The sequence below is a fragment of the Streptomyces sp. F63 genome, from assembly GCF_018070345.1.
Lineage (GTDB): Bacteria > Actinomycetota > Actinomycetes > Streptomycetales > Streptomycetaceae > Streptomyces.
This window is the reverse complement of the sequence record NZ_JAGPXX010000004.1, coordinates 25582-48793: the sequence shown is the minus strand read 5'-3', so window position 1 is coordinate 48793 and position 23212 is coordinate 25582. Positions and strand designations below refer to the sequence as shown.

Annotated in this window: 19 protein-coding genes and 1 pseudogene; 14 read left to right on the top strand and 6 right to left on the bottom strand. The window is 74.7% G+C overall.

The annotated features are described in order from the left end of the window. The first annotated feature begins 1 nt into the window (after position 1). From KBZ10_RS06210 to KBZ10_RS06170, 9 genes and pseudogenes are all read left to right on the top strand, one after another. Positions 2-667: a riboflavin synthase gene (locus KBZ10_RS06210; protein ID WP_210986493.1), complete on the top strand. Its 666-nt coding sequence runs from the start codon at positions 2-4 to the stop codon at positions 665-667. Next, entirely contained in the window at positions 664-1362 is a 699-nt protein-coding gene (locus tag KBZ10_RS06205; RefSeq protein WP_210986492.1) for a nicotinamide mononucleotide transporter family protein, read from the top strand. Before KBZ10_RS06210 ends, KBZ10_RS06205 begins: the two co-directional genes overlap by 4 nt. Before the next feature lie 122 nt (positions 1363-1484). Further along, a complete protein-coding gene (locus KBZ10_RS06200; RefSeq protein ID WP_210986491.1) occupies positions 1485-2822 on the top strand; it encodes a bifunctional 3,4-dihydroxy-2-butanone-4-phosphate synthase/GTP cyclohydrolase II in 1338 nt (445 codons plus the stop codon). Between the two features lie 115 nt (positions 2823-2937). Further along, positions 2938-3468 (top strand): 6,7-dimethyl-8-ribityllumazine synthase, encoded by a 531-nt coding sequence (gene ribH / locus KBZ10_RS06195; protein WP_210986490.1) that lies wholly within the window; start codon positions 2938-2940, stop codon positions 3466-3468. A gap of 5 nt (positions 3469-3473) precedes the next feature. Beyond that, complete coding sequence (locus KBZ10_RS06190) at positions 3474-3746, top strand: phosphoribosyl-ATP diphosphatase (RefSeq protein ID WP_210986489.1); 273 nt, start codon at positions 3474-3476, stop codon at positions 3744-3746. A 213-nt stretch (positions 3747-3959) separates the two neighbouring features. Next, entirely contained in the window at positions 3960-4808 is an 849-nt protein-coding gene (gene hisG / locus KBZ10_RS06185; protein WP_210986488.1) for an ATP phosphoribosyltransferase, read from the top strand. A gap of 59 nt (positions 4809-4867) precedes the next feature. Then, positions 4868-5359 (top strand): PH domain-containing protein, encoded by a 492-nt coding sequence (locus tag KBZ10_RS06180; protein WP_307847230.1) that lies wholly within the window; start codon positions 4868-4870, stop codon positions 5357-5359. A gap of 284 nt (positions 5360-5643) precedes the next feature. Further along, positions 5644-6945: pseudogene (locus tag KBZ10_RS06175) on the top strand (hemolysin family protein); the annotation flags it as partial. A 395-nt stretch (positions 6946-7340) separates the two neighbouring features. Then, positions 7341-8570: a hemolysin family protein gene (locus KBZ10_RS06170; RefSeq protein WP_210986487.1), complete on the top strand. Its 1230-nt coding sequence runs from the start codon at positions 7341-7343 to the stop codon at positions 8568-8570. A gap of 71 nt (positions 8571-8641) precedes the next feature. On the opposite strand, the gene KBZ10_RS06165 is transcribed toward KBZ10_RS06170, so the two are convergent. Together KBZ10_RS06165 and KBZ10_RS06160 are read right to left on the bottom strand one after the other, a co-directional pair. Beyond that, entirely contained in the window at positions 8642-10594 is a 1953-nt protein-coding gene (locus KBZ10_RS06165) for an AAA family ATPase (protein ID WP_210986486.1), read from the bottom strand. 469 nt (positions 10595-11063) lie between these two features. Further along, a complete protein-coding gene (locus tag KBZ10_RS06160; RefSeq protein ID WP_210986485.1) occupies positions 11064-11660 on the bottom strand; it encodes a uridine kinase in 597 nt (198 codons plus the stop codon). A gap of 346 nt (positions 11661-12006) precedes the next feature. Here KBZ10_RS06160 and KBZ10_RS06155 point away from each other — a divergent pair, with 346 nt between their 5' ends. Beyond that, positions 12007-13428, top strand: coding sequence for a peptidase C39 family protein (locus KBZ10_RS06155; RefSeq protein WP_210986484.1), 1422 nt, complete (start codon positions 12007-12009; stop codon positions 13426-13428). 155 nt (positions 13429-13583) lie between these two features. Here the strand turns inward: KBZ10_RS06155 and KBZ10_RS06150 are convergent, their stop codons facing one another. Beyond that, positions 13584-13850: a DUF4190 domain-containing protein gene (locus KBZ10_RS06150; RefSeq protein WP_210986483.1), complete on the bottom strand. Its 267-nt coding sequence runs from the start codon at positions 13848-13850 to the stop codon at positions 13584-13586. 3 nt (positions 13851-13853) lie between these two features. Then, a complete protein-coding gene (locus KBZ10_RS06145; RefSeq protein WP_210986482.1) occupies positions 13854-14027 on the bottom strand; it encodes a hypothetical protein in 174 nt (57 codons plus the stop codon). A gap of 648 nt (positions 14028-14675) precedes the next feature. Here KBZ10_RS06145 and KBZ10_RS06140 point away from each other — a divergent pair. After that, positions 14676-16040, top strand: coding sequence for a hemolysin family protein (locus KBZ10_RS06140; RefSeq protein ID WP_210986481.1), 1365 nt, complete (start codon positions 14676-14678; stop codon positions 16038-16040). Between the two features lie 32 nt (positions 16041-16072). Here the strand turns inward: KBZ10_RS06140 and KBZ10_RS06135 are convergent, their stop codons facing one another. Further along, on the bottom strand, positions 16073-18292 hold the full coding sequence (locus KBZ10_RS06135) for an ABC transporter ATP-binding protein (RefSeq protein ID WP_210986480.1): 2220 nt from the start codon (positions 18290-18292) through the stop codon (positions 16073-16075). A 638-nt stretch (positions 18293-18930) separates the two neighbouring features. Here KBZ10_RS06135 and KBZ10_RS06130 point away from each other — a divergent pair. From KBZ10_RS06130 to KBZ10_RS06120, 3 genes are all read left to right on the top strand, one after another. Further along, a complete protein-coding gene (locus KBZ10_RS06130) occupies positions 18931-20952 on the top strand; it encodes an NADPH-dependent 2,4-dienoyl-CoA reductase (protein ID WP_210986479.1) in 2022 nt (673 codons plus the stop codon). Between the two features lie 237 nt (positions 20953-21189). Further along, the gene (locus KBZ10_RS06125; RefSeq protein WP_210986478.1) at positions 21190-21723 is read left to right on the top strand and encodes a PadR family transcriptional regulator; all 534 of its coding nucleotides are present in this window, start codon (positions 21190-21192) and stop codon (positions 21721-21723) included. 159 nt (positions 21724-21882) lie between these two features. Further along, positions 21883-22314, top strand: a complete 432-nt coding sequence (locus KBZ10_RS06120) for a nuclear transport factor 2 family protein (protein WP_210986477.1) — start codon at positions 21883-21885, stop codon at positions 22312-22314. Between the two features lie 25 nt (positions 22315-22339). Here the strand turns inward: KBZ10_RS06120 and KBZ10_RS06115 are convergent, their stop codons facing one another. After that, on the bottom strand, positions 22340-23044 hold the full coding sequence (locus KBZ10_RS06115; RefSeq protein WP_210986476.1) for a hypothetical protein: 705 nt from the start codon (positions 23042-23044) through the stop codon (positions 22340-22342). Positions 23045-23212: the final 168 nt, after the last annotated feature.

Here is a 23212-nt window from a genome sequence, read left to right as displayed (position 1 = left end):
CGTGTTCACAGGAATCGTCGAAGAACTGGGCGAGGTCGCCGCCGTCGAGGACCTGGGGGACTCCTCCCGCTTCCGGCTGCGCGGCCCGCTGGTCACCGCGGACGCCAAGCACGGCGACTCGATCGCCGTCAACGGTGTGTGCCTGACCGTCGTCGACACCGCCGGCGGCGAGTTCACCGCCGATGTGATGGCCGAGACCCTGAAGCGCTCCAGTCTCGGCGCGCTCGTCCCCGGCAGCCGCGTCAACCTCGAACGCCCCATGGCGCTCGGCGGGCGCCTCGGCGGCCACCTCGTCCAGGGACACGTCGACGGCACCGGCATCATCACCGGCCGCGAGCCGGGCGAGCACTGGGAGATCGTCACGGTCTCGCTGCCGCCCGGGCTGGCCCGCTACGTCGTCGAGAAGGGCTCGATCACGGTCGACGGCGTCAGCCTCACCGTCGTCGACGCGGCGGACGACCACTTCACCGTCAGCCTGATCCCGACCACCCTGGGCCTCACCACCCTGGGGATCAAGAAGGCCGGCGACCCGGTCAACCTGGAGGTCGACGTCCTGGCCAAGTACGTCGAACGGCTGCTCGGCGCGGGCGCCCCTCCCGCCGGCGCGCACGCCGCCGGGGCCGCCGCCGCGGCCGCCGGGGAGGCCGCCGGGGAGGCCGCCGCATGAGCGCCTTCGGCTGGCTGAACACCCACGCCTTCACCGTCCTCGGGCAGGACGTCATCTGGTCCGACATGGTGGGCAACACCCTGGGCCTGATCGCCCTCGCCCTCGGCTGGCGCCGCTCCCTGTGGACCTGGCCCGCCCAACTCCTCTCCGGCGCCGTCCTCGTCGCCGCCTACGCCTCCGCGCAGCTCAGCGGCGGAGTCGGCAAGCAACTGCTCGTCATCGGCGTCGCCGTGTGGGGCTGGCGGCAGTGGCGGACCGGGAAGCGGCGGACCGGGGACGGCACCCTCGCCGTGCGCTTCGCCACCGGGCGGGAGCGCGGCCTGCTGGCGGCCGGCACGGCCCTCGGCACCCTGGCTGTCGGCGGGCTGTTCACCGCCGTGCCCTCCCTGTCCTGGAGCCCCTGGCCGGACGCGTACATCTTCGTCGGCACCCTCGCCGCGATGGTCGCCCAGGCCCGCGGGCTGGTCGAGTTCTGGTTCGCCTGGATGCTGGTCGACGTGGTCGGCGTCCCGCTGGCGTTCGGCAGCGGACTGCCGTTCTCCGGCCTGGTCTACCTCATCTACTTCGTGCTCGTCCTGTGGGGCCTGCGCGACTGGTGGCTGCACACCCGCCGGCAGCCGGTGCCCGCCGTGGCCGGAGCGGCCCCGCCGCGCGCCGTGCCGGCCGGGGCGGCGGCCACGGAGAACTCCGCATGACCGCCCCCGCCCCCGCGCGGGCCGCCGCACCGGCCGCCGCCCGCGCCGCCGCACCGCCGCCCCGCCCCGCGGGAGCCGGCGACACTCCGGGCCCCGGCCCGTGGAGCACCGAAGGAGCCAGCATGAGCACCGCACTCCAGGACACCCACGACCGGTACGCGGACGACGGCATCGTCCTCGACCCCGTCGAGCGCGCCATCGCCGACATCGCCGCCGGCCGGCCCGTCGTGGTCGTGGACGACGAGGACCGGGAGAACGAGGGCGACCTGATCATCGCCGCGGAGAAGGCCACCCCCGAGATCGTCGCCTTCATGATGACCGAGTGCCGCGGCCTCATCTGCGCCCCGATGGAGGGCGACACCCTCGACCGGCTCGAACTCCCGCAGATGGTGCGGCAGAACACCGAGTCGATGGGCACCGCCTTCACCGTCTCCGTCGACGCCTCCGCCGGGCACGGTGTCACCACCGGCATCTCCGCCGCCGACCGCGCCACCACCCTGCGTCTGCTGGCCTCCGGGGACAGCACGCCCGGCGACTTCGTCCGCCCCGGCCACGTCTTCCCGCTGCGGGCCAGGCCCGGCGGCGTCCTCGCCCGCAACGGGCACACCGAGGCCGGTGTCGACCTCGCCCGGCTCGCCGGACTGCGCCCCGCCGCCGCGATCGTGGAGATCGCCGCCGAGGACGGCACCATGATGCGGCTGCCCGAACTCGTCGCCTTCGCGCGCAAGCACGGCCTGGCGGTCATCTCCATCGAGGACCTGGTCGCCCACCGCCGGCAGACCGAGCCCACCGTCTCGGGGGCGGCCGAGCCCGCTGTCTCCCGGGTGGCCGAGCCCACCGTCCGCCGCGAGGCCGAGACCCGGCTGCCCACCGCCTTCGGCGACTTCCGCGCCCACGGCTACCGTTCCACGGCCGACGGCGTCGAGCACATCGCCCTCGTCCGGGGTGACATCGGCGACGGCGAGGACGTCCTCGTCCGGGTGCACTCCGAGTGCCTCACCGGCGACATCTTCGGCTCGCTGCGCTGCGACTGCGGACCCCAGCTCCAGGAGTCCCTGGCCCGGGTCACCGAGGAGGGGCGCGGCATCGTCCTCTACCTCCGCGGCCACGAGGGCCGGGGCATCGGACTGCTGTCCAAGCTCCGGGCGTACGAACTCCAGGAGCACGGCCGGGACACCCTCGACGCCAACCTGGAACTCGGCCTGCCCGCCGACGCCCGGGACTACGCCGCCGCCGCGCGGATGCTCACCGACCTGGGCGTGCGCAGCCTGCGGCTGATGACCAACAATCCGGAGAAGACCGCGGCCCTGCTCGCGCACGGCCTGCGGGTCGTCCGGGAGCCCGCGCCGATCGCGGCGGGGGAGCACAATCTCCGCTATCTGCGCACCAAGCGCGACCGGATGGGCCACGACCTGCCCTGGCTGGACGACGGCCGGCCGTCGGCCCGCCACGTCCAGTAGCCCGCCGGGCCCCGGCGGCACGGGCACCGGCACAGACGCACAACACCGACAGCGACACCAGGCAACAGGCAACAGTCCCGCCCCGGCGGGCACGACGCGAGGGAAGACGACAGACGTGAGCGGTAAGGGTGCCCCCGAACTGTCCGTGCGGGACTCCGGCGATCTGCGGGTGGCCGTGATCGCCGCGCAGTGGCACGAGCAGGTGATGGACGGCCTGATGGACGGCGCCCTGCGCGCCCTCGGCGAGCTGGGCATCGAGGAGCCCACCGTGCTCCGCGTCCCCGGCAGCTTCGAACTCCCGGTCGTGGCCAAGGTGCTGGCGGGCCGCGGCTACGACGCCATCGTGGCCCTCGGCGTCGTCATCCGGGGCGGCACCCCGCACTTCGAATACGTCTGCCAGGGCGTGGCCCAGGGGCTCACCCAGGTCTCCGTCGACTCCGGCGTGCCGGTCGGTTTCGGCGTGCTCACCTGCGACACCGAGGAGCAGGCCCTGGACCGGGCCGGCCTGGAGGGCAGCCGCGAGGACAAGGGCCACGAGGCCGTGATGGCCGCCGTCGCCACCGCCACCACGCTCCGCTCCGTCGCCGAACCGTGGCGGCGCACCGAGGCGCCGGGCAAGCAGGGAACGCGAACCGGTAAGTTGTAGCCACCATGGCGAACAAGACATTCGAGGAGCTCTTCACCGAGCTCCGCCACAAAGCCGCCACCGGCGACCCCGCTACCTCCCGCACCGCCGAGCTGGTCGCGCAGGGCGTGCACAGCATCGGCAAGAAGGTCGTCGAGGAGGCGGCCGAGGTGTGGATGGCCGCCGAGCACGAGGGCCGTGACCGCACCGCCGAGGAGATCTCGCAGCTCCTCTACCATCTGCAGGTCATGATGGTCGCCCGGGGCATCTCCCTGGACGACGTATACGCTCACCTCTGAGCAGCGCCGCGCCGGGGGCCCGCCCCCGGCGGCGCGCGCCGCGGTCCGCGACCGCCGCCGTCCGCCCCGCCGCGCCGCGCGGCCGGCGCGGTGGCCGCCGCCCGCGGCGACAGCCCGAAGTACCCGTTCGCCCCCGGCCCGGCCCCCGTGCCCGGCGGACGAACGCCCCGAAGAACGCCGCCCCGCCGCCCCGAAGAAGCGAAGGAACGCCTCATGCTGCGCATCGCCGTCCCCAACAAGGGTGCTCTCAGCGAGCCTGCGTCGGAGATGCTCCAGGAGGCCGGTTACAAGCAGCGCAAGGACCGCCGCGAGCTGGTCCTGGTGGACTCCGACAACGACGTCGAGTTCTTCTTCCTCCGCCCCCGCGACATCGCCGTCTACGTCGGCTCCGGCCGGCTCGACATCGGCATCACCGGCCGCGACCTGCTGCTCGACTCGGGCGCGGACGCGGAGGAGATCATGCAGCTCGGCTTCGCCGGCTCCACCTTCCGTTACGCCACCCGCCCCGGCACCGCCAAGGAGGTCGGCGAGTTCGGCGGCATGACCGTCGCCACGTCGTTCGCCGGGCTCGTCACGCAGCACCTCGCCGACCACGGCGTCGACGCCTCCGTGGTCCGCCTCGACGGCGCCGTCGAGACCGCCATCCAGCTCGGCGTCGCCGAGATCATCGCCGATGTCGTGGAGACGGGCACCACCCTCCGCAACGCCGGCCTGGAGATCATCGGCGAGCCGATCCTCCGCTCCGAGGCCGTCGTCATCCGCCGCACCGGCGAGGACGGCGAGGATCCGAAGGTGCGGCAGTTCCTCCGCCGCATGCACGGTGTCCTCGTCGCCCGCCGCTACGTGATGATGGACTACGACATCCGCGTGGAGCAGGTGGAGCGCGCCGTCGCCCTCACCCCCGGCCTGGAGTCCCCGACCGTCTCCCCGCTGCACCACGAGGGCTGGGTCGCCGTCCGCTCGATGGTCCCCTCCCAGGACGCCCAGCGGATCATGGACGAGCTGTACGACCTCGGCGCCCGGGCCATCCTCACCACCGGCATCCACGCCTGCCGCCTGTAGAACCGCCGTCCGCGCCCGCCCGGGCGGGCGGGCGCGGGCCCGAACCCCCGGCGCCCCCTGTGTGCTCCTCCACCCCCGGCGGGGCACCCGCCGGCCGGCCCGGCCCGGCCGGCCTGCCCGCGCTGCCGCTGACGTTCCGGCCGACCCGCACCCGGGTGATCCTGCTGAGCGCGGGCACGGCGGTGCTCGCCACCCTGACGGTCCTCGCCCTGGTGCTGCCCGCCCTGAGCCTCGGCGAGCGCTCCAGCTTCATCCTCGTCGGACTGCTCGGCCTGGGCGTCATGGTGCTGCTCAGCCGCCCCCGGATCGACGCCGACGAGGAGGGCATCACGGTGGTCAACCTGACCGTCCGGCGCCGCCTCTCCTGGGCGGAGGTGCTGCGGGTCAACCTGCGGCCCGGCGACCCGTGGGTCCATCTGGACCTCGCCGACGGCACCCATCTGCCCGCCATGGGCATCCAGCCCGGCGTCGCCCGGGACAAGGCGATCGCCGACGCCCGCGCCCTGCGGGCCCTCGCCGACCACTACGGCACGGGCCATACGGCGGACTGAACGGACCGGATGGACCGGACGGACACCGCCCGCCCCCGGGGGCCGCGCATCCGGCACCGCGGTGCCCGGGAAACCCGGATCGCCCGTCCGCGTGCCTTCGCAGGCCCAGGAGCAGTGATTACCCTGTCCCGTGGCGGCGCGACGCGCGCCCCGCCCCGCACCGGACGGGTACCGCGGCAGCGTGCGTGCCCCGCGGGGCACCTGCGAGCCGAGGAGTGAATTCCCCAGCCGATGGACGGTTCGTCCTGTAGTACCCGCGCCGCCCTCCCCCCGGAGGCGGCGGCATGATCGTTCCCCTTCTCCTGCTGGCCGCGGCCCTGCTGCTGATCCTCGCCAACGGCTTCTTCGTGGCGGCCGAGTTCGGCCTCGTCACCGTCGAACGCGCGGACGCCGAACGGGCCGCCGCCGAGGGCGACCCGCGCGCCCGCACCGTCGTCAAGGCCCTGCGCGAGCTCTCCTTCCAGCTCTCCGGCACCCAGCTCGGCATCACCCTCACCTCCCTCGTCGTGGGCATGCTCGCGGAGCCCGCGCTCGCCCGGCTGCTGGCCGGGCCGCTCACCGCCGCCGGACTGCCGCCGGGCGCCGTCCCCGGGGTGGCCGTGGTCACCGGTGTCCTCGCGGCCTCCGCCCTGCAGATGGTCGTGGGCGAACTCGTCCCGAAGAACTGGGCGGTGTCGCGGCCCTTCGCGGTGGCCCGGTTCGTCGCCGGGCCGCAGTACGCCTTCGCCGCCGTCTTCCGGCCGGTGATCACCTTGCTCAACGGGGTCGCCAACCGGCTCGTCCGCGGCATGGGCGTGGAGCCGACCGACGCTCTGGACTCCGCCCGCACCCCCGGTGAACTGGTCTCCCTCGCCCGGCACTCGGCGCGCGCCGGGGCACTGGAGCAGGACACCGCCGATCTGTTCGTCCGCACCCTGTCACTGGCCGGGCTCTCGGCCCAGCACGTCATGACCCCGCGGGTGCGGGTCGCCGCGCTGCAGGACTCGGCCACCGCGGCGGACGTCGTCAACCTCACCCGGGCCACCGGGCTCTCCCGCTTCCCCGTCTACCGGGAGCGGCTGGACGAGGTCGTCGGCATGGTCCACCTCAAGGACGCCCTCGCCGTACCGGCGCCCGCGCGGCTGCGCACGCCGGTCTTGCGCGTCAGTGTGCCCCCGCTGATGGTGCCGGAGACCCTGCCCGTGCAGCGGCTGCTGGAGCGGCTGCGCCGGGAACAGCCGATCGCCGTCGTCGTCGACGAGTACGGCGGCACGGCCGGGGTCGTCACCCTGGAGGACATCATCGAGGAACTGGTCGGCGAGGTGCGCGACGAGCACGACGCCGCCGTACGGCCGGAACTGGCCCCCGCCCCGGCCGAGGAGAGCCGGCCCGCGTGGGACGCCGACGGCGGCTGCCGGATCGACGCGCTGCGGAGCGTCGGACTGGCGGCGCCGGACGGGCCGTACGAGACCGTGGCCGGACTCGTCGCCGACCTCCTCGGCCGCATCCCGGCCGTCGGGGACACCGCCGAACTCCCCGGCTGGCGGCTGCGGGTGCACCGGGTCCGCCACCACCGGGCCGAGACGGTGCGGCTGGTACGGGCGGCCTGCGCGCGCGGTCAGGGCGCGCCGGACTCCGCCGGGGCCACCCCGCCGCCGGACCGCCGCACGGCCGCGGAGGCGTCCGCGGCGCCCGGTGCACCGGCGCATGCCGGGCCGGCCGCGCATGCTGCGCCGTCCGCGCCCGCCGCGCCCGCTGTGCCGGCTGCGGCACCCGCCGCCCGGGGCGGCCGCGCCGGGGCCGGAGCCGGGGCGGCCGCCGACGGCCCGGTGGCCACGGGCACCCTGGTCCGGGGCATGGACCGGGCAACCCCGTCGGCTTCCTCGGCCCGGTCGGCCCCCTCGGCCCCGGGGCGGACCGGGGACGGCCCGCGCGCCCCGGAGACCGCGCGGCCGGCCGGCACGGCCCGTGCCGCCGGACCGGTACGGGCGGGAGACCCGCGATGAGCCTGCTCCAACTCCTCTTCGCCGCCCTGCTGGTGCTCGGCAACGGCTTCTTCGTCGGCGCCGAGTTCGCCCTGGTGTCCGTGCGCCGCAGCCAGATCGAGCCGCTCGCCGCCGCCGGTTCGGTCCGTGCGCGCACCGTGCTGACGGGGCTGGAGAACCTGCCCCAGATGATGGCGGCCGCCCAGTTCGGCATCACGGTCTGCTCGCTGACCCTGGGCGCCGTCGCCGAGCCGACCGTGGCCCGGCTGCTGGAGCCCGTCTTCCACGCCCTTCATCTGCCCGGGCCGCTGGTGCACCCGCTGGGCTACGCCATCGCCCTGGCCGTGGTCGTCTTCCTCCACCTCGTCGTGGGGGAGATGGTGCCGAAGAACCTCGCCATGGCCGCCCCCGAGCGGACCGCGCTGCGGCTCGCCCCGGCCCTGGTCGCCTTCGCCCGGCTGTGCCGTCCGGTGACGGCCCTCTTCGGCGCCTGCGCGCACCTGGTGCTCCGGCTCTTCCGGGTGGAGCCCAGGGACGAGATCGAGGCCGTCTTCACCAGCGAACAGCTGAGCCGCCTCGTCGCGGACTCCCACGAGGCGGGCCTGCTCGCCCCCGAGGAGCAGGAGCGGCTGGCCGACGCGCTCGGCATGGGCAGCAGACCGGTGACCGATGTGCTGCTCGACCCGGCGGCCCTCGTCACGGCCGGCCCCGGCGCGACCGCCCGGGAGATCGAGCGGCTGACCGTCCGCACCGGCTTCTCCCGCTTCCCCGTACGGGACGGGTCCGGGACCGGGACCGGTTTCCTGGGCTACGTCCATGTGAAGGACGTCCTGGACGCGGACGACGCCGGGGCCTGTGGTGACCCCGCCCGCCCGCCGGGCGGGGACGGGACCGGCGACGGCACCCCGGCCGGAGCGGGCCCCGGCGCGCCGGACGGCGGCCCGGCCGGGGCCGGCCGGGCGCTGCCGCGGCACGCGCTGCGTCCCATGCCGGTACTCCGCGCGGAGACGACCCTGGACGACGCGCTGACCGCGATGCGCCGGGCCGCCGCCCATCTCGCCCAGGTCGCGGACGCCTCCGGGCGGGTCCTGGGCCTGGTCGCCCTGGAGGACGTGCTGGAGACCCTGGTGGGCGAGGTGCACGACCCGGCCCACCGCTCCCGCCGCCTCACGGCCCAGCGGGGAGCCCGCGTCCTCGCGCGGCGCCCGCGGCAGACCCCGTCCCGGGAGGCGCCCGTCCGGGGCTGAGCGCCAGGCGGCGGCCGGGGCCGGGAACCGGGGCACGGAGGTGGAGGTACGGGCGTTGAGGTCTTCTGGTCTCAGAGGGCCGACTGCGGGCCGGGGCCGAGGGGGCCCCGGCCCGACAGCACCTCGCCGTAGGCCTGCATCAGGTCGGGCAGCCGCAGCGTGGCGAGGTCCTCGCGGGTCGGGGTGCCGGGGTAGCCCGCGAGCCGCAGGTCGCGGTAGGCGCAGCTCTTCTCGTACAGGGTGCGCAGGAAGCGGCCGTTGCCGAGCTCGTCGATCCAGCCCTGGTCGACCACGTGGCCGCAGATGCTGCGCAGTTCCTCGACGGCTTCCTCGTCCCAGCAGTCGCCGTTCTCGGCGGCCAGCACCTCGCCGATGCGCGTCAGCTCCAGCGGCCGGTAGCTGGGGAAGTCGACGCGGGTGGTGAAGCGGGAGCCGAGGCCGGGGTTGGCGGCGAGCAGCCGGTCCATGCCCTCCGGGTAGCCGGCGAGGATGACGACGAGGCGGTCGCGGTTGTCCTCGGCGCGTTTGAGGAGCACCTGCAGGGCTTCGTCGCCGTAGGCGTCGCCCTTGCTGTAGCCGGAGTTGGAGAGGCTGTACGCCTCGTCGACGAAGAGCACCCCGCCGAGCGCGGAGTCGATCAGTTCATTGGCCTTGACGGCCGTCTGGCCCAGGAACTCGCCGACCATGTCGGCGCGCTGGGCCTCCACCAGATGGTCGCCGCCGAGCAGGCCGAGGGCGTAGAAGACCCGGCCGAGGATGCGGGCGACCGTGGTCTTGCCGGTGCCGGAGGGGCCGGAGAAGACGAAGTGCCGCTTGGGCGGCTGGACCGGCAGTCCTTCGCCGGCGCGCAGCCGCGCCATGTGGAGCTGCGCGGAGAGCGCCCGCACCTGCCGCTTCACCGGCTCCAGCCCGACCATCCGTTCGAGCTCGTCCAGCGCCTGGGCCAGCAGGACGGGGTCGGGCGGCCCGTCCGGCAGTGGGGAAGTGGGGCGGGGGTGGACCGGCAGGACCGCCTTCTCGCGGATGCCGTCGGCGTCCACGGGGGCCAGGCCGGGCAGGGGGCCGTCCGGGTCGCCGGCCGGCTCCTGGCCGGACGCGGAGGGAGCGGGCGTGGCGGACGGCGTGGCCGGCGGGAAGTCGCGCCCCGGGTCGGCGGGCGGGTCGGAGCCGTAGCCGTCGGGGTCGGCCACGGCGTCCAGCAGGTCCTGGCCGCCGGTCCCCGCCAGGGAGACGGCCGCCAGGTCGCCCGCTTCCAGGCCGTCGCCGTCGGATATGGCGGCCAGCCGGGCGGCGGTGTCCATGAACGCCGGGTCCACCCGGTGCACGGCCCGGTAGAGGGGCAGCGCGGCGGCGCTGCGGCCGGTGCCCTCGCGAGCGCGGGCCAGCCAGTAGCGCAGTTCCTTGCGCTGCGGCTGCTCGCTGCGGCAGCGCATCAGGGCCGCGGACAGCAGCGGTTCGGCCTGCCCGTACATCTCCAGCCGGACCCGGGCCATGCCGCCGAAGAGACCGGCCTCGATGCCGAGCAGCGGGTCGTCGAGGAGGGGACCGGTGTGCCGGATGAGCAGCTCCCAGTCCTTGACGAGATAGGCCCGGCAGGCGTGCAGGAAACGGACCTGGGGGTCCGTGTCGACGGGAGGGCAGCCCGCCAGGGCGCGGTCCAGCTCGGCGACGTGGCGGCCGTCGAGCCAGTGCGAGGCGTGCGCGAGCAGCAGGTCGCGCGGGCTCTCCAGCACGGGCTGGACCCACCAGCCGAGCCAGTACCAGGAGTTGAGCTTGCGCCGGTGACGGGCGCGCTGCTCGCCGAAGCGGTCGCGGTGCCGGTACATCCGCAGCAGGGCGGTAGCCGGCTCGACGCGCAGGGCGTGCAGCCCGAGCCAGGCGTCGGCCATCCCGGGGTCCCTGCGCACCGCGGCCCGGAACTCGTCCTCCGCCTGTGCGTAGGCGCCCATGGTGTACGCGTCGACGGCGCGCAGCCAGGCGAGATCGGCCGGCGAGTCGTCCCGGCCCCGGGTGCCGAAGTCCATCGCGTCCCCCACAAACTGCCCCCGTGGTGGCGGCCGGCGGACGCCGGGCCGCAGCTCTTCAACCACCGCGCTGCGGGAGGGACTTGCGGCTCCTCCCGTCTGGCATCGTACCCGCGGGGGCGGGGCGTGCCGAAGGGCGCCGCGCAGGTGAGGGGTGGTATCGGCCCTTCGGCGCGGTCGCCGGGGGAGGGGGCGCGCGATCACCGAGTGTGATCGTCGGCGGCGAACTCCTGTGGGGAATGCGGCTTTTGTGAAGTGGTGGGGCAGAACGAAGCCCCCGATCACGGGGGAACAACCGGGGGCTTCGTGTCTGGGTGCGGCCCGAAGGGGCGCACACTGAGAACGTAAGACCTGTCCGGCCGCCAGGTCAAGCCGAGTTCGCGGACTGGCGGCCGCCCCGTGGCGGCTCTGTCGGGGCCGGACTGCGCAGCGGGTGGATAGGGTGACGCTCCGTGAAAGCGCGAGGGAATCATTCTGATCCCTGGGTCCTCCTGAACCACACATATCCCTCAGGTCGCTGCTGCACCAGAAGATCGGCGTGGGGGCGCGTGGGGTCGTATCCGAAGTGCTCCTGCTCCGACCGGGTCCAGCCGTCCCAGAACGCGGACAGCTCCGGGCCGTCGCGCCGCCGCCCCCGCTCCCAGGCCGTGTCCCGGGGGGTCTCCATCCAGATCAGCAGCGCGAGGAACGGCCGCAGCTCCCGCCGCCCGGCGCCGACACCCTCCACCAGGACCACCGGCGCGGGCGGCAGTTCCCGCTCCGCGGCGAAGCGCCTCCGGTGCCAGTCGTAGACCCGGTGGCGGGCCGTCCCGCCGCGGCGGAACGGGACGAGGACCTCATGGGCGAACCGCTCCGTCCAGCCGAAGGGTTCGCCGTGGGTGGCGAGATCGTCCAGCCGCAGGACCGGCGCCCCGCCCAGGGCGGCGGCCAGCCGCCCGGCGAACGTGCTCTTGCCCGACCCGGCGTGGCCGTCGACGGCGACCAGCCGCACGGGACCGCAGGACGGCGGCAGCGCGCGCAGCCGCCGGGCGAGGGCGGCGAGGTCCGAGTGCTCGGCGGCATCCACCCCGCCACGGTACGGCCCGCACCGCGGCCGGGCCGGAGGGCTCCCGCCGCACACGGCCCGGAGCGCGCGGCACCTCGCGACCGGACGGGCGTCCCGGGACTCCGGGGCTCCCGGGCCCGGGCGGTCCCCGCGGGCCGGCGGGGGATGCGGCCGACCGGCCCCTCCTCCAGTGGTATCGACCATTAATCATGCCGACATACGCGCACGAGTGCTGGTCGGCGGGTATCACGACGGGGATAGTGGAACACCCCGCGGAAGCGCCGACCCACGCGTCCGCGGACCGCGCAGCCCCGTACCCGCGCATTCAGCTCCGAGGCACCACCGGCCCATGACTGGGGGAATCCGCATGACCTCACCCACACCACGGCGCACCCTCCTGGCCGCCGCTCTCGCCGCGGCGGCGGGCGCCGCGGCGTCCCCTGCCCTCGCCGCCCCCGCCCGAGGCCGGACCCCCGGCGCCCCCGCGGGCCCGGACACCGCCACCGCCGCCCCGGACCTGCCCGGCACCGGCGCCGGCGCCGGGCAGGGTGTGCCCCGGGTGGACTACCACGGCTGGACCACCCCCTCGCACTGGCGCGGCGGCGCCGCCGAGGGCACCGCCGTCCGCCCCGGCCGCAGACCCGGCCTGGCCATCGCCCGCCCGGCCGGCCGGACCGACTACACCGACCCGCACACCCGGAAGACCGCCACCTGGGAATACGCCACCTGGACCGGCCCGGTCCGCGAACTCGCCGTCCCGGCGAACGAGGTGGTCCCCTCCTGGAACGCCCACACTCCGGCCGGCACCTGGCTCCAGGTCGAACTGCGCGGCACGTACACCGACGGCACCGACACCCCCTGGTACGTGATGGGCCGCTGGGCCGCGGGCGACGGCGACATCCGCCGCACCTCCGTCGACGACCAGTCGGACGGCCGGAGCAGCATCTGGACCGACACCTTCTCGGTCAACGGCTCCGCCGGCGACCTGCGCCTCGCCTCCTACCGACTGCGGCTCACCCTCTACCGCAAGCCCGGCAGCGGCCGCACCCCGGTGGTCTGGCGGCTCGGCGCGATGGCCTCCGACATCCCCGACCGCTTCACCGTCCCGGCCTCGGCCCCGGGCGCCGGGACCGCCCGGGAACTGAAGGTGCCGCGCTACTCGCAGAACATCCACATCGGCGAGTACCCGGAGTACGACAACGGCGGCGAGGCATGGTGCAGCCCCACCTCCTCCCAGATGGCCATCGAGTACTGGGGCCGCAAGCCGACGAAGAAGCAACTGGCCTGGGTCAACCCGGACTTCGCCGACCCGCAGGTCTGCCACGCCGCCCGCTACACCTTCGACCACCAGTACGACGGCTGTGGCAACTGGCCTTTCAACGCCGCCTACGCCGCGACGTACCGCGACATGCAGGGCATCGTCACCCGCCTCGGCTCCCTGAACGACGCCGAGAAGCTGATCGGCGCGGGCATCCCGGTGATCACGTCCCAGTCCTTCCTGGAGGCGGAGCTCGACGGCGCCGGTTACGGCACCGCGGGCCACCTGATGTGCCTCATCGGCTTCACGGAGAACGGCGACGTCATCGCCAACGACCCGGCGAGCGACAGCAACGACGCGGTGCGCCACGTCTACAAGCGCCGGCAGTTCGAGAACATCTGGCTCCGCACCAAGCGCTACAACGCCTCCGGCAAGGAGGCGAGCGGCACCGGCGGCATCTGCTACCTCTACTGGCCGGCCCACCCCACGGCCGTGCAGTGCCGGACGCTGAAGGAGCTCGGCATCCGCTGAACGGAAACCGGGACGGAACCGAACGGGACGGGGGCTCCGGCCGGACCGGGCCAGGAGCCCCCGTCGCGCGTCTTCGTCCCCCCGTCTCCCCCCTCCGCGGCTCAGCCGGAGGAGAGCGGGCCGGGGGCGGCGCCGGCTGACGGTTGCCCGTGCCGTCAGAACGTCCAGGACGCCGACGAGTCGAGCCCGGAGAGGACGGCGAAGACCACCAGATCGGCGACGCCGAGAGAGAGGCCGAGGAACGCCCGGCCCCGGCGGACCGTGGCGCGGCGGAGTGCGGTGACGGCCAGGGCCACCGCCATGGGACCGAGGACCACGTTCATCACGAGCAGGCCGAGGAGACCGAGGACGAACGACGCGACGGCCATGTCGTTCGGATCGCGGGGCCGCGAACGCCCCTGGGCGTAGGCGGGGGACGCCATGGCTCACACCCCTTCCGGCTGCCGGGCCCGGTGGCGCCGGTCCCGCTCGCGGGCGGCGAAGACGAGCAGCCACACGGCGATGACCAGGGCCGCCGCCAGGCCGACCGGCGCGGGAAGATGCGCGAGCGAACCCATGAGGACTCCGAGAAGCGCCAGGGCTGCGTCGAGGAGGAACACGATCTGCCTTCCTGGTAGCGGATCTTCCGTTCGCGGCGCAGGTGCGGACACCCGAGAAGCCGTCCCGGTACGGGTGTTCGCCGCCCGCCGTCCCCAAACCCGGTGATGGCGACGGCTTCGCACCCCAGGGGCGCCCCTGGCCCGGGAGGCGGGACCGCCGCCCGCCCGCCCGGCCGCCGGCCGCTCATCCGGCGGTGCGGCGGAGAACGAGAACGGTGTCGTTCCGGGCTGCTCGTGGTGCCCCCGACCCGGCGTTCAGGCGTACAAGGTGATCTACCCGCCCGCGGGCCGGGCGCCGGCCGTGAAGCCGCAGCCCCACGAAGGCTAGGGGTGGTTCTCCGTCCTGGCCGGGCAGGTCCCGGTTCGTGCTCGGCGAGCGGGATCCCCGGCTCCACCGGGGGAAGGCCGCGGAGTTCGACACCCGCCCCCCCCGCCTGGATCAGGCAGCCCCGGCAGCGCGCCCGCGGAACTGCTCACCCTTCTCGGCCGCAGGGAGAACGCGCCCACGCCGCCCCGTCCGGCGCGTGACCGCCAGGACCCGGCGCGGTCCGCCCCGCTGCTCCGGATGACGGAGAGCCGGGCGGCGCGGGGGCCGGGGCGGCGGAGGGGAGCGCCGCCCTGCGGCCGGGGCGTGGCAGGGTGGCCGGCATGGACGGCTATGGGTGGGAACTGGCGCTGGTCGCCGTGCTGATCGTGCTGAACGCCCTCTTCGCGGGCAGCGAGATCGCCCTCATCTCGCTGCGGGAGAGCCGGCTGAGGCTTCTGCGGCGTGGTGGCGGTGCGAACGCGGCCCGGCTGGTGCGGCTGGCCGAGGACCCCAACCGGTATCTCGCCACGATCCAGGTCGGGATCACCCTGGCCGGGTTTCTCGCGTCGGCGACGGCGGCGGTCTCCCTGGCCGAGCCGGTGTCGCCCCGGCTGTCGTTCCTCGGTGCGGCGGCGGAACCGGTGGCGGTCGCCCTGGTGACGGCGGTGCTGACGTTCGTGACGCTGGTGGCGGGAGAGCTGGCGCCGAAGCGGCTGGCCCTGCAGTTCGCCGAGCGGTGGGCGCTGCTGGCCGCCACCCCGCTCACGGTGCTTTCGGCCGTGTCCCGGCCGGTGATCTGGGCGCTGGGCCGGTCCACCAACGCCGTCGTCCGGCTGCTGGGCGGGGATCCGCACGCGGGCCGGGAACCCCCGACTCCGGAGGAACTCAAGGACATGGTGGTCGGCCAGCGCGGGCTGACGGCCCAGCAGCGCCGCATCCTCGCAGGCGCCCTGGAGCTCCACGAACGCATCCTGCGGGATGTGCTGGTGCCGCGCCGGTCGGTGTTCACGCTCGCCGCGTCGCTGCCCGCGGCGGAGGCGCGCGCCGAACTGGCGGGCGCCGGCCACTCCCGGGCGCCGGTTGTGAGGGCTGGACACTTCGAGGACGTGGTCGGTGTGGTGCGCCTGCGGGACCTGACGACCAGTGACGACATGGTCCCGGTCGCCGAGGTGGCCCGGCCGGCCGTGGTGTTCTCCGACTTCATGAAGGTGTCCGAGGCGCTGCGGCGGTTCCGGGCGGACCGCCAGCAGTTCGCGCTGGTCGTCGACGAGTACGGGTCGGTCCAGGGCATCGTCACGATCGAGGACCTGCTGGAGGAGATCGTCGGGGAGATCTACGACGAGACGGACCGTGACGTGCTGTCCGTGCGCCGGCAGCCGGACGGCTCCCTGCTGCTGCCGGGGTCCTTCCCGGTCCACGACCTGCCCGACATCGGGGTCGAGGTGGACGATCCGGCGCGGCGGGGACGTTTCACCACGATCGCCGGTCTCGTCCTGGACCGGCTCGGCCGCATTCCGAGGGGACCGGGGGCGAAGATCTCCCTGAACGCATGGGACGTCGAGGTCACCGAGGTGGACCACCACGCCGTCACCGGCGTCCGGCTCCGCCGCCACACCGCCGGCGAGAGGGAGGACGACGGCCGGGAGGACGACGGGCCGGCAGGTGGCGACCGGGCGGGCGGGGGCGAGCCCGGGAACGGTGCGTGAGCGGGGCGGACGGGGCCGGGTGGTGTGTCGGGTCAGCCCCGGGCCGTGCGGTCCTGCTGGGGCGGGATGCTGTTCGGCGCGCCGTTCGCGGAGGAGGGCCGCTGCCCCTGTTCCGGTGTGTGCGGCGGCCGCCCGGGGTCGTCCCGGGCCGGCTCCGGCCCACCGGCCCGGGGCGGCTGCTGCCGCTGCTCCCGGTCGAACGCGGCCGCCTGCAGTTCGTACAGCTCGCGGAAGTGGCCGCCGGGCCGGGTCAGCAGTTCGTCCGGCGGGCCGGATTCGATCAGGCGGCCCTCGTGGAGGACGTGCACGAGGTCGGCGTGGCGGACGGAGGCCATGCGGTGGGTGATGAGGACGATCGTCTGCCCCGCGTCGGCGAGTTGGCGGATCTGCCGGAAGACCCGCTCCTCGGCTTTGGCGTCCAGTGCGGCCGTCGGCTCGTCCACGACGAGGATCTCGCCGTCCCGGTAGCGGGCGCGGGCGATGCCCAGCCGCTGCCACTGGCCTCCGGAGAGCTGGTGGCCGCCCTTGAAGGTGCGGGAGAGCAGGGTGTCCCAGCGGCGCGGGAGTTCGTCGACGAAGTCGACCCCGGCGTGCTCGGCGGCCTCGGCCAGCCGGCGGTCGCAGAGCGGGGCCGAGGTGTCGGCGATGGCGACGTTGACGCGGGCGGTCATCGGCCAGCGGTAGTGGTCCTGGGCGACCACGGCGAACCGTTCGAAGACGGCCTGCCGGTCGGCGCCGGCCGCGTCCACGCCGTCCCACAGGATGCGCCCCCGCTGCGGCGCGTAGAGCCCGCACAACAGCTTGACCAGCGTGGATTTGCCGGAGCCGTTCTCACCGACCAGAGCCACCACGCCGCCCAGCGGAATGGACAGGCTGACCTCGCGGAGGACGGGGGTGTCCTCGCAGCCCGGGTAGGCGAAGGTGACGTCCTCCAGCCGGATCTCCCGCGCCCCGGCGGGCAGTTGCCGGCCGCCGACGGGGATCTGGCGGTCGGCGGACTCCTTCAGCAGCCGGTTCAGATCGGCGACGTGCATCGACTCCTCGTGCAGGTAGTTGACGCGCCGGATCAGTCCGTCGAGGGCGCCGGTGCCGGTGCGGATCGCCATGACGGCGGCACCCGCGGCGGCCAGGGCCATGGCGCCGGTCCACAGCAGCGCGCCCAGCAGCAGATACGTGACGAGGGTGACCAGCCCGGTGAGGGCCGAGGCCAGCAGGCCGGTGCGGGCGGCCAGCCGGGCCAGCCGGGTCTGCTCCTCCTCCGCGGCCCGTGACATGCCCCGGAAGTGCTCCAGGATGAACGGGCCCGCGCCGTGCACCCGGATCTCCGCCGCCGCGTCCGTGTCCGTCAGCAGGTGCGAGAGCATCGAGGACGCCCGGGCGTGCTGGAGCCAGCGGTGGAACGACCGGTACCGGCGGCGCGCGACCGTCAGCGAGGCCCAGGCGCTCGGCACCACCATCACCACCAGCATCGGCAGCAGCACCGGGTGCAGGACGGTCAGCACCCCGGCCGCTGCCACCAGGGACAGCAGGCCGGAGACGACGGCCACGCAGTGACCGACCATCCGCCGCGCCGAGTCCGCGCCGAACTGGGCCGATTCCAGCAGCCGGTGGAACTCCTCGTCCTCCATGGCCGCCATCTCGACCCGGTAGGCCCGCTCCAGGTACATCTCCCGCGCCAGCCGCTCCACCCGCGGCTCCAGCGGCCCGGTGAACCGGGTGGACGCGGCCGAGCAGAGCGCCCCCACGGCGGCCGCGCCCGCGACGAAGAGGATGACGGGCAGGGACTCCCGCAGTCGGCCGTCGAGGGCGCCCGGCCCGAGCAGCACCGCGAGCAGCGCGTTGACCCCGAGCAGGCCCACGGCCTGCGCCACCCCCCGCCCGGTCTCGGCGAGCGCGACCGCCGCCGTGGCTCCCCGCCCGGCCTGCCAGGAGAGCCGCACGGCCATCCCCATCAGCCGGGGGAGGGTGGCCGCCATGGTGCGGAGCGTGAGGGCGTAGCGGGTCTCCTCGTACGAGGCCCAGCTCGTGTCGTACACCAGCCGCCCGCCGAACAGCAGCCGCTCACTCGCCGACACGGCGCCGGCGGCCGCGGCCCCGGCGCCGCCGTCAGATGCGCTGTCGCGCCCGCCGTCAGACGCGCCGTCGTGCCCGCCGTCCGGCGCACGGTCATGTCCACCGTCTCGGGCCCCGTCCCGATCGCCGTTCCGCAGGCCGTGGTGCTCCGGCGATCCGGTCGCCGCCGAACCCGTCATCGCGTTCCCCCTCGCATGGTCGGTCCCGCCCCGTCCGCTCCGGTGGCGGCGTTTCACCCGGGGGCGCCGCTCCGCCGGACCATCCGCGAGCGGCGGAGGACGGCGGTGGCGGCCCCGGGCACGCCGGCGGCAGCGGACGGGCAATCAAACGGATGCTCGGTTCAACGGCGGGAAGCGCCGCTGCGTAACGGGCCGGGCAGAGTGGATTCCGGGGTGGCGGCGGCCATCGCGGGCGTGCGCGCGGCCCCGCGCACCGCGCGCTCCCCGCACCGCGCGCTCCCCGCACCGCGCGCTCCCCGCACCGCGCGCTCCCCGCACCGCGCGCTCCCCGCTGCCCGCAACCCCGCACCGCGCGCTCCCCGGCTCCCCGGGTGCCGCCGGAGCCGTATCCCGGTCACGGGCGGCCCGGCGTTCGCGCTCCCCGGGTGGCCCCCCGGCGGCGGTCGGCCGGTGTCCGCGGGGCACTCCCGGCCGGCGGTGCCCCGGGCGGGCCCGCCGGGCCGGGAGCGGACCGGGAGCGGACCGGAAGCGGGGCGCGAGCCCTCCGCGGCGTGACGGAGACCTCTTGTGCAACTAGTTGCACAAAGCCTCGCCGGTCCTCTACAACAGGGGTACGACCCCGCGCGAGGAGACGACGGATGACCGCGTACCCCCACCTGCTGAGCCCGCTCGACCTGGGCTTCACCACCCTGCCCAACCGTGTGCTGATGGGCTCCATGCACGTCGGGCTCGAAGAGGCCGAGCGCGGCTTCGAGCGTATGGCCGCCTTCTACGCGGCGCGGGCGCGCGGCGGCGTCGGGCTCATCGTCACCGGCGGCATCTCCCCGGACGAGCGGGGCCGCCCCTACGAGGGCGGCGCCAAGCTGACCACGGAGGCGGAGGCCGAGCAGCACCGGGTCGTCACCGAGGCCGTGCACCGCGAGGGCGGCCGGATCGCGATGCAGATCCTGCACTTCGGCCGGTACGCCTACCACCAGGACCTGGTGGCCCCCAGCGCGATCCGCGCCCCGATCAACTCCGCCGTCCCGCGCGCCCTCACCGAGGACGAGATCGAGGAGACCATCGAGTCCTTCGCCCGCGCCGCCGCGCTGGCGCAGTCGGCGGGCTACGACGGCGTCGAGATCATGGGCTCCGAGGGCTATCTGATCAACGAGTTCATCGTCTCGGCCACCAACCACCGCACCGACCGCTGGGGCGGCTCGTACGAGAACCGCATGCGGTTCCCCGTCGAGATCGTCCGCCGGGTCCGCGAGCGCGTCGGGCCGGACTTCATCCTGATCTACCGGCTCTCCATGCTCGACCTCGTCCCCGGCGGTTCCACGCTGGACGAGGTGGTCACCCTCGCCAAGGCGATCGAGGAAGCGGGCGCGACGATCATCAACACCGGCATCGGCTGGCACGAGGCCCGCGTCCCCACCATCGCCACCTCCGTGCCGCGCGGCGCGTTCAGCTGGGTCACGCAGAAGGTGATGGGCGCGGTCTCCGTGCCGCTCGTCACGAGCAACCGCATCAACACCCCCGAGGTCGGCGAGCGGATCCTCGCCGAGGGCCGCGCCGACATGGTGTCGCTGGCCCGGCCGTTCCTCGCCGACCCCGACTTCGTGGCCAAGGCCCGCGCCGGCCGCCCCGAGACGATCAACACCTGCATCGGCTGCAACCAGGCCTGCCTCGACCACACCTTCAGCCTCAAGATCACCTCTTGCCTGGTGAACCCGCGCGCCTGCCACGAGACCGAACTCGTGCTCGGTCCCACCCGGAAGAGCAAGCGTGTCGCCGTGGTCGGCGCGGGACCGGCGGGCCTCGCCCTGGCCGTGACGGCCGCCGAACGCGGCCACGCCGTCACCCTCTTCGACGCGGCCGATGAGATCGGCGGCCAGCTCAACCTGGCCCGCCGGATCCCCGGCAAGGAGGAGTTCGACGAGACCCTGCGCTACTTCCGCGTCCAGCTGGCGGAGCACGGCGTGGACGTCCGGCTCGGCGCCCGGATCGAGGCCGGCGACCCGGCGCTCGCCGCGTACGACGAGATCGTCGTCGCCACCGGCGTCACCCCCCGCACCCCCGACATCCCGGGCATCGGCCACCCCAAGGTCGTCAGCTACCTCGACGTGCTCCACGACCGCGCGCCCGTCGGCGACCGGGTGGCGGTCATCGGCGCGGGCGGCATCGGCTTCGACGTCGCCGAGTACCTCACCGACGGCGGCGAGAAGACGAGCCTGGACCCGGACGCCTACTTCCGCCAGTGGGGCGTCGACACCGACTACCGCGAGCCGGGCGGTCTCGGCGCCCCCGAACGCCCCCGGCCGCCGCGCACCGTCCACCTGCTCCAGCGCAAGACCGGCAAGGTCGGCGCCACCCTCGGCACCACCACCGGCTGGATCCACCGCGCCGAGCTCAAGCACCGCGGCGTGACGACCGTGGCCGGCGCCACGTACGACCGCATCGACGACGAGGGCCTGCACATCACGGTCGACGGCACCGCGAGCGTCGTCCCCGTCGACACCGTGGTGCTGTGCGCCGGCCAGGAACCGAACCGCGAGCTGTACGAGGCGCTGCGCGCCCAGGGCCGCCCGGTCCACCTCATCGGCGGCGCGGACGTCGCCGCCGAGCTCGACGCCAAGCGGGCGATCCTCCAGGGCACGGAGCTGGCGGCGGCGCTGTGACGGCCGGCGGCGGGCCCCGGGGCACGGCGGCCCGCCGCGCAGTGGCCGGGGGCGCGGGCAGCCGGCCCGGACCCGGCAGCCGGCGCGCGTCCCGCGGCCGGGGCCCTCGGGCCCCGTACCGCTCGGTGAGCGCCCGAGGAGCACCAGAGGAGCGCCCGGTGAGCGGCCGGCGGGCCCGGGGACCGTCCGGGAGGCGGTGCGCGGGGCCGTCCGGGAAACCGTCCCTAGGATGCCCGTATGTCCCTGCCGCACGCGATCCTCACCGCCCTGCTGGAGAAGCCGTCCTCGGGCCTGGAACTGGCCCGCCGCTTCGACAAGTCCATCGGCTACTTCTGGTCGGCGACGCACCAGCAGATCTACCGCGAGCTGGGACGCCTGGAGGAGAGGGCCCTGATCCGGGCCCTGCCGTCCGACCGTCCCGCGCAGGGCAAGCGCAAGGAGTACGAGGTGCTGCCCGCGGGCCGCGCCGAGCTGACGGACTGGGTGGCCCGCAGGGAGGAGCCCAAACAGATCCGGGACCCGCTGCTGCTGCGCATGCGCGCGGCGGCGGTGGTGGGGACGGCCGGTCTGGAAGCAGAACTGGAACGCCATCTGGAGCTGCACCGGCGGCAGCTGGCCGAGTACGAGGACATCGGGCGCCGCGACTTCGGCAGCGCTCCGGGGGAGGAGCCGGACCGGCTGCGGCACCTCGTCCTCCAGGCCGGCATCGACCAGGAGACCTTCTGGATCGGCTGGCTGACCAAGGCCCTGGCGGGCCTCCGCGCGACCTGAGCCCCGCCGGGCGGGCCCCGGCACCGCCGGCCGGCCCGCGGCCGCCGGAAGGACCCCCGCACCCGGCCCGGCGGGCGGGCCGGAGCACGCCCGCCGGGGGGACGACGCCCGCCGCCATCGGGGCGGCGGTGCGCATCGCGAGAGAAATCAGGAGAGGCCATGTCCACTCACCAGCGTTTCCGTACCGCCGCCGAACAGCGGGACCTCGCCGCCCTGGAGGGTCTCTTCACACCCGGCGCCCGCCTCTACAGCCCGGTGAAGTTCCGTCCCTTCGAGGGCCGGCCCATGATCATGGGCGTGCTGGGCGTACTGATGCGCGTCTTCGAGGACTTCCGCTACGTCGGCGAGTTCACCGGCACGGCCGAGCGGAGCGCCACCGGTGAAGCGGCGGACTCCGCCGTGCTGATCTTCCGGGCGACCGTGGACGGCAAGGAGATCCACGGCATGGACCTCCTCAGCTTCGGCGAGGACGGCCTGATCACGGAACTCACCGTCATGGTCCGCCCGCACTCCGCCGTCGTCACCCTCGGCCAGGCCGTCCTGAACGGCCTGGTGGAGGACGGCCTGGCCCCGGCACCCGCACAGGGCTGACCGCGAGAAGGAGGGAGCCCCCGGGTCACTCTCCCGGCGTGGCGCCGTCCACCAGCACCGCGGCGTTCCTGACGCCTGCCAGCCGGGCGAAACCCAGCGCGTATTCCCGCAGATTGGCTTGTACGGTGCGGAGTTCCGCCCGGCACTCCGCGTCCTCCGGCCACTCCGATTCGGGCCGGTCGGGATGGTCCTGCTCGAATGCCGTGAGCCGGGGATGCCAGGTGGACAGGAACGGCCTCAGCTCACGGTTCAGCATGGTGATGGCGAGATATTCCACCGTCTGCTCGTCCGTGACCTGCACCGAGGGGCGCGCGGACTTCAACGCCTCCCGGGCGGTGGCGAACAGGCCGTACAGCGAGGTGAGGGCTTCCCGCAGCAGTCCCTGGTCGGTGGCCAGCGGCTGGGTCGACACCCGGGTGACGGTCTCGACGAACAGCCGCCAGGCCACCTGCTTGGCCTCGTTGTTCACCACGAAGGTCAGCTCACTGAGCTGCGGCACGGCGACACGCACCTCGGTCAGCCTGGCGGCACGCCCATAGACCTGGAAGGCCAGCACACTGACCGCGCCGGCGAAGGCGCCGGTGACCACGAACAGGTTCCGCCCGGACAGTTGGGTGACCCCGAAGACCACCAGTCCGGCCATGGCGCCTATGAGCACGGAGATGCAGATCCGCGCGGTGGGGGTACGCACCAGCCGGGACACCGGATGCCGCCGGTTCATGGCTCCCATCCCCGGGTCCTCCCCCTGTATCGCCCGCCACCAATCTAGCGGATCGCCGTTCGGCCCGTGCCCGCGCACACCGGCGACCGCCCTCCAGCCGCCCGCGGAGCCGGTGAAGGCTTCCCGGGGGTGCCGACGCGACCCGTCTCCGGGGACTCCGGGGGAGGCGAACCGTTT

Coding starts and splice junctions, on each gene's coding strand:
- KBZ10_RS06170 (WP_210986487.1), top strand. CDS start 7,341: ATGAGCCTGCTCCAACTCCTCTTCGCCGCCCTGCTGGTGCTCGGCAAC.
- KBZ10_RS06150 (WP_210986483.1), bottom strand. CDS start 13,850: ATGGCGTCCCCCGCCTACGCCCAGGGGCGTTCGCGGCCCCGCGATCCG.
- KBZ10_RS06200 (WP_210986491.1), top strand. CDS start 1,485: ATGAGCACCGCACTCCAGGACACCCACGACCGGTACGCGGACGACGGC.
- KBZ10_RS06135 (WP_210986480.1), bottom strand. CDS start 18,292: ATGACGGGTTCGGCGGCGACCGGATCGCCGGAGCACCACGGCCTGCGG.
- KBZ10_RS06120 (WP_210986477.1), top strand. CDS start 21,883: ATGTCCACTCACCAGCGTTTCCGTACCGCCGCCGAACAGCGGGACCTC.
- KBZ10_RS06205 (WP_210986492.1), top strand. CDS start 664: ATGAGCGCCTTCGGCTGGCTGAACACCCACGCCTTCACCGTCCTCGGG.
- KBZ10_RS06140 (WP_210986481.1), top strand. CDS start 14,676: ATGGACGGCTATGGGTGGGAACTGGCGCTGGTCGCCGTGCTGATCGTG.
- KBZ10_RS06165 (WP_210986486.1), bottom strand. CDS start 10,594: ATGGACTTCGGCACCCGGGGCCGGGACGACTCGCCGGCCGATCTCGCC.
- KBZ10_RS06190 (WP_210986489.1), top strand. CDS start 3,474: ATGGCGAACAAGACATTCGAGGAGCTCTTCACCGAGCTCCGCCACAAA.
- KBZ10_RS06155 (WP_210986484.1), top strand. CDS start 12,007: ATGACCTCACCCACACCACGGCGCACCCTCCTGGCCGCCGCTCTCGCC.
- KBZ10_RS06130 (WP_210986479.1), top strand. CDS start 18,931: ATGACCGCGTACCCCCACCTGCTGAGCCCGCTCGACCTGGGCTTCACC.
- KBZ10_RS06125 (WP_210986478.1), top strand. CDS start 21,190: ATGTCCCTGCCGCACGCGATCCTCACCGCCCTGCTGGAGAAGCCGTCC.
- KBZ10_RS06115 (WP_210986476.1), bottom strand. CDS start 23,044: ATGGGAGCCATGAACCGGCGGCATCCGGTGTCCCGGCTGGTGCGTACC.
- hisG (WP_210986488.1), top strand. CDS start 3,960: ATGCTGCGCATCGCCGTCCCCAACAAGGGTGCTCTCAGCGAGCCTGCG.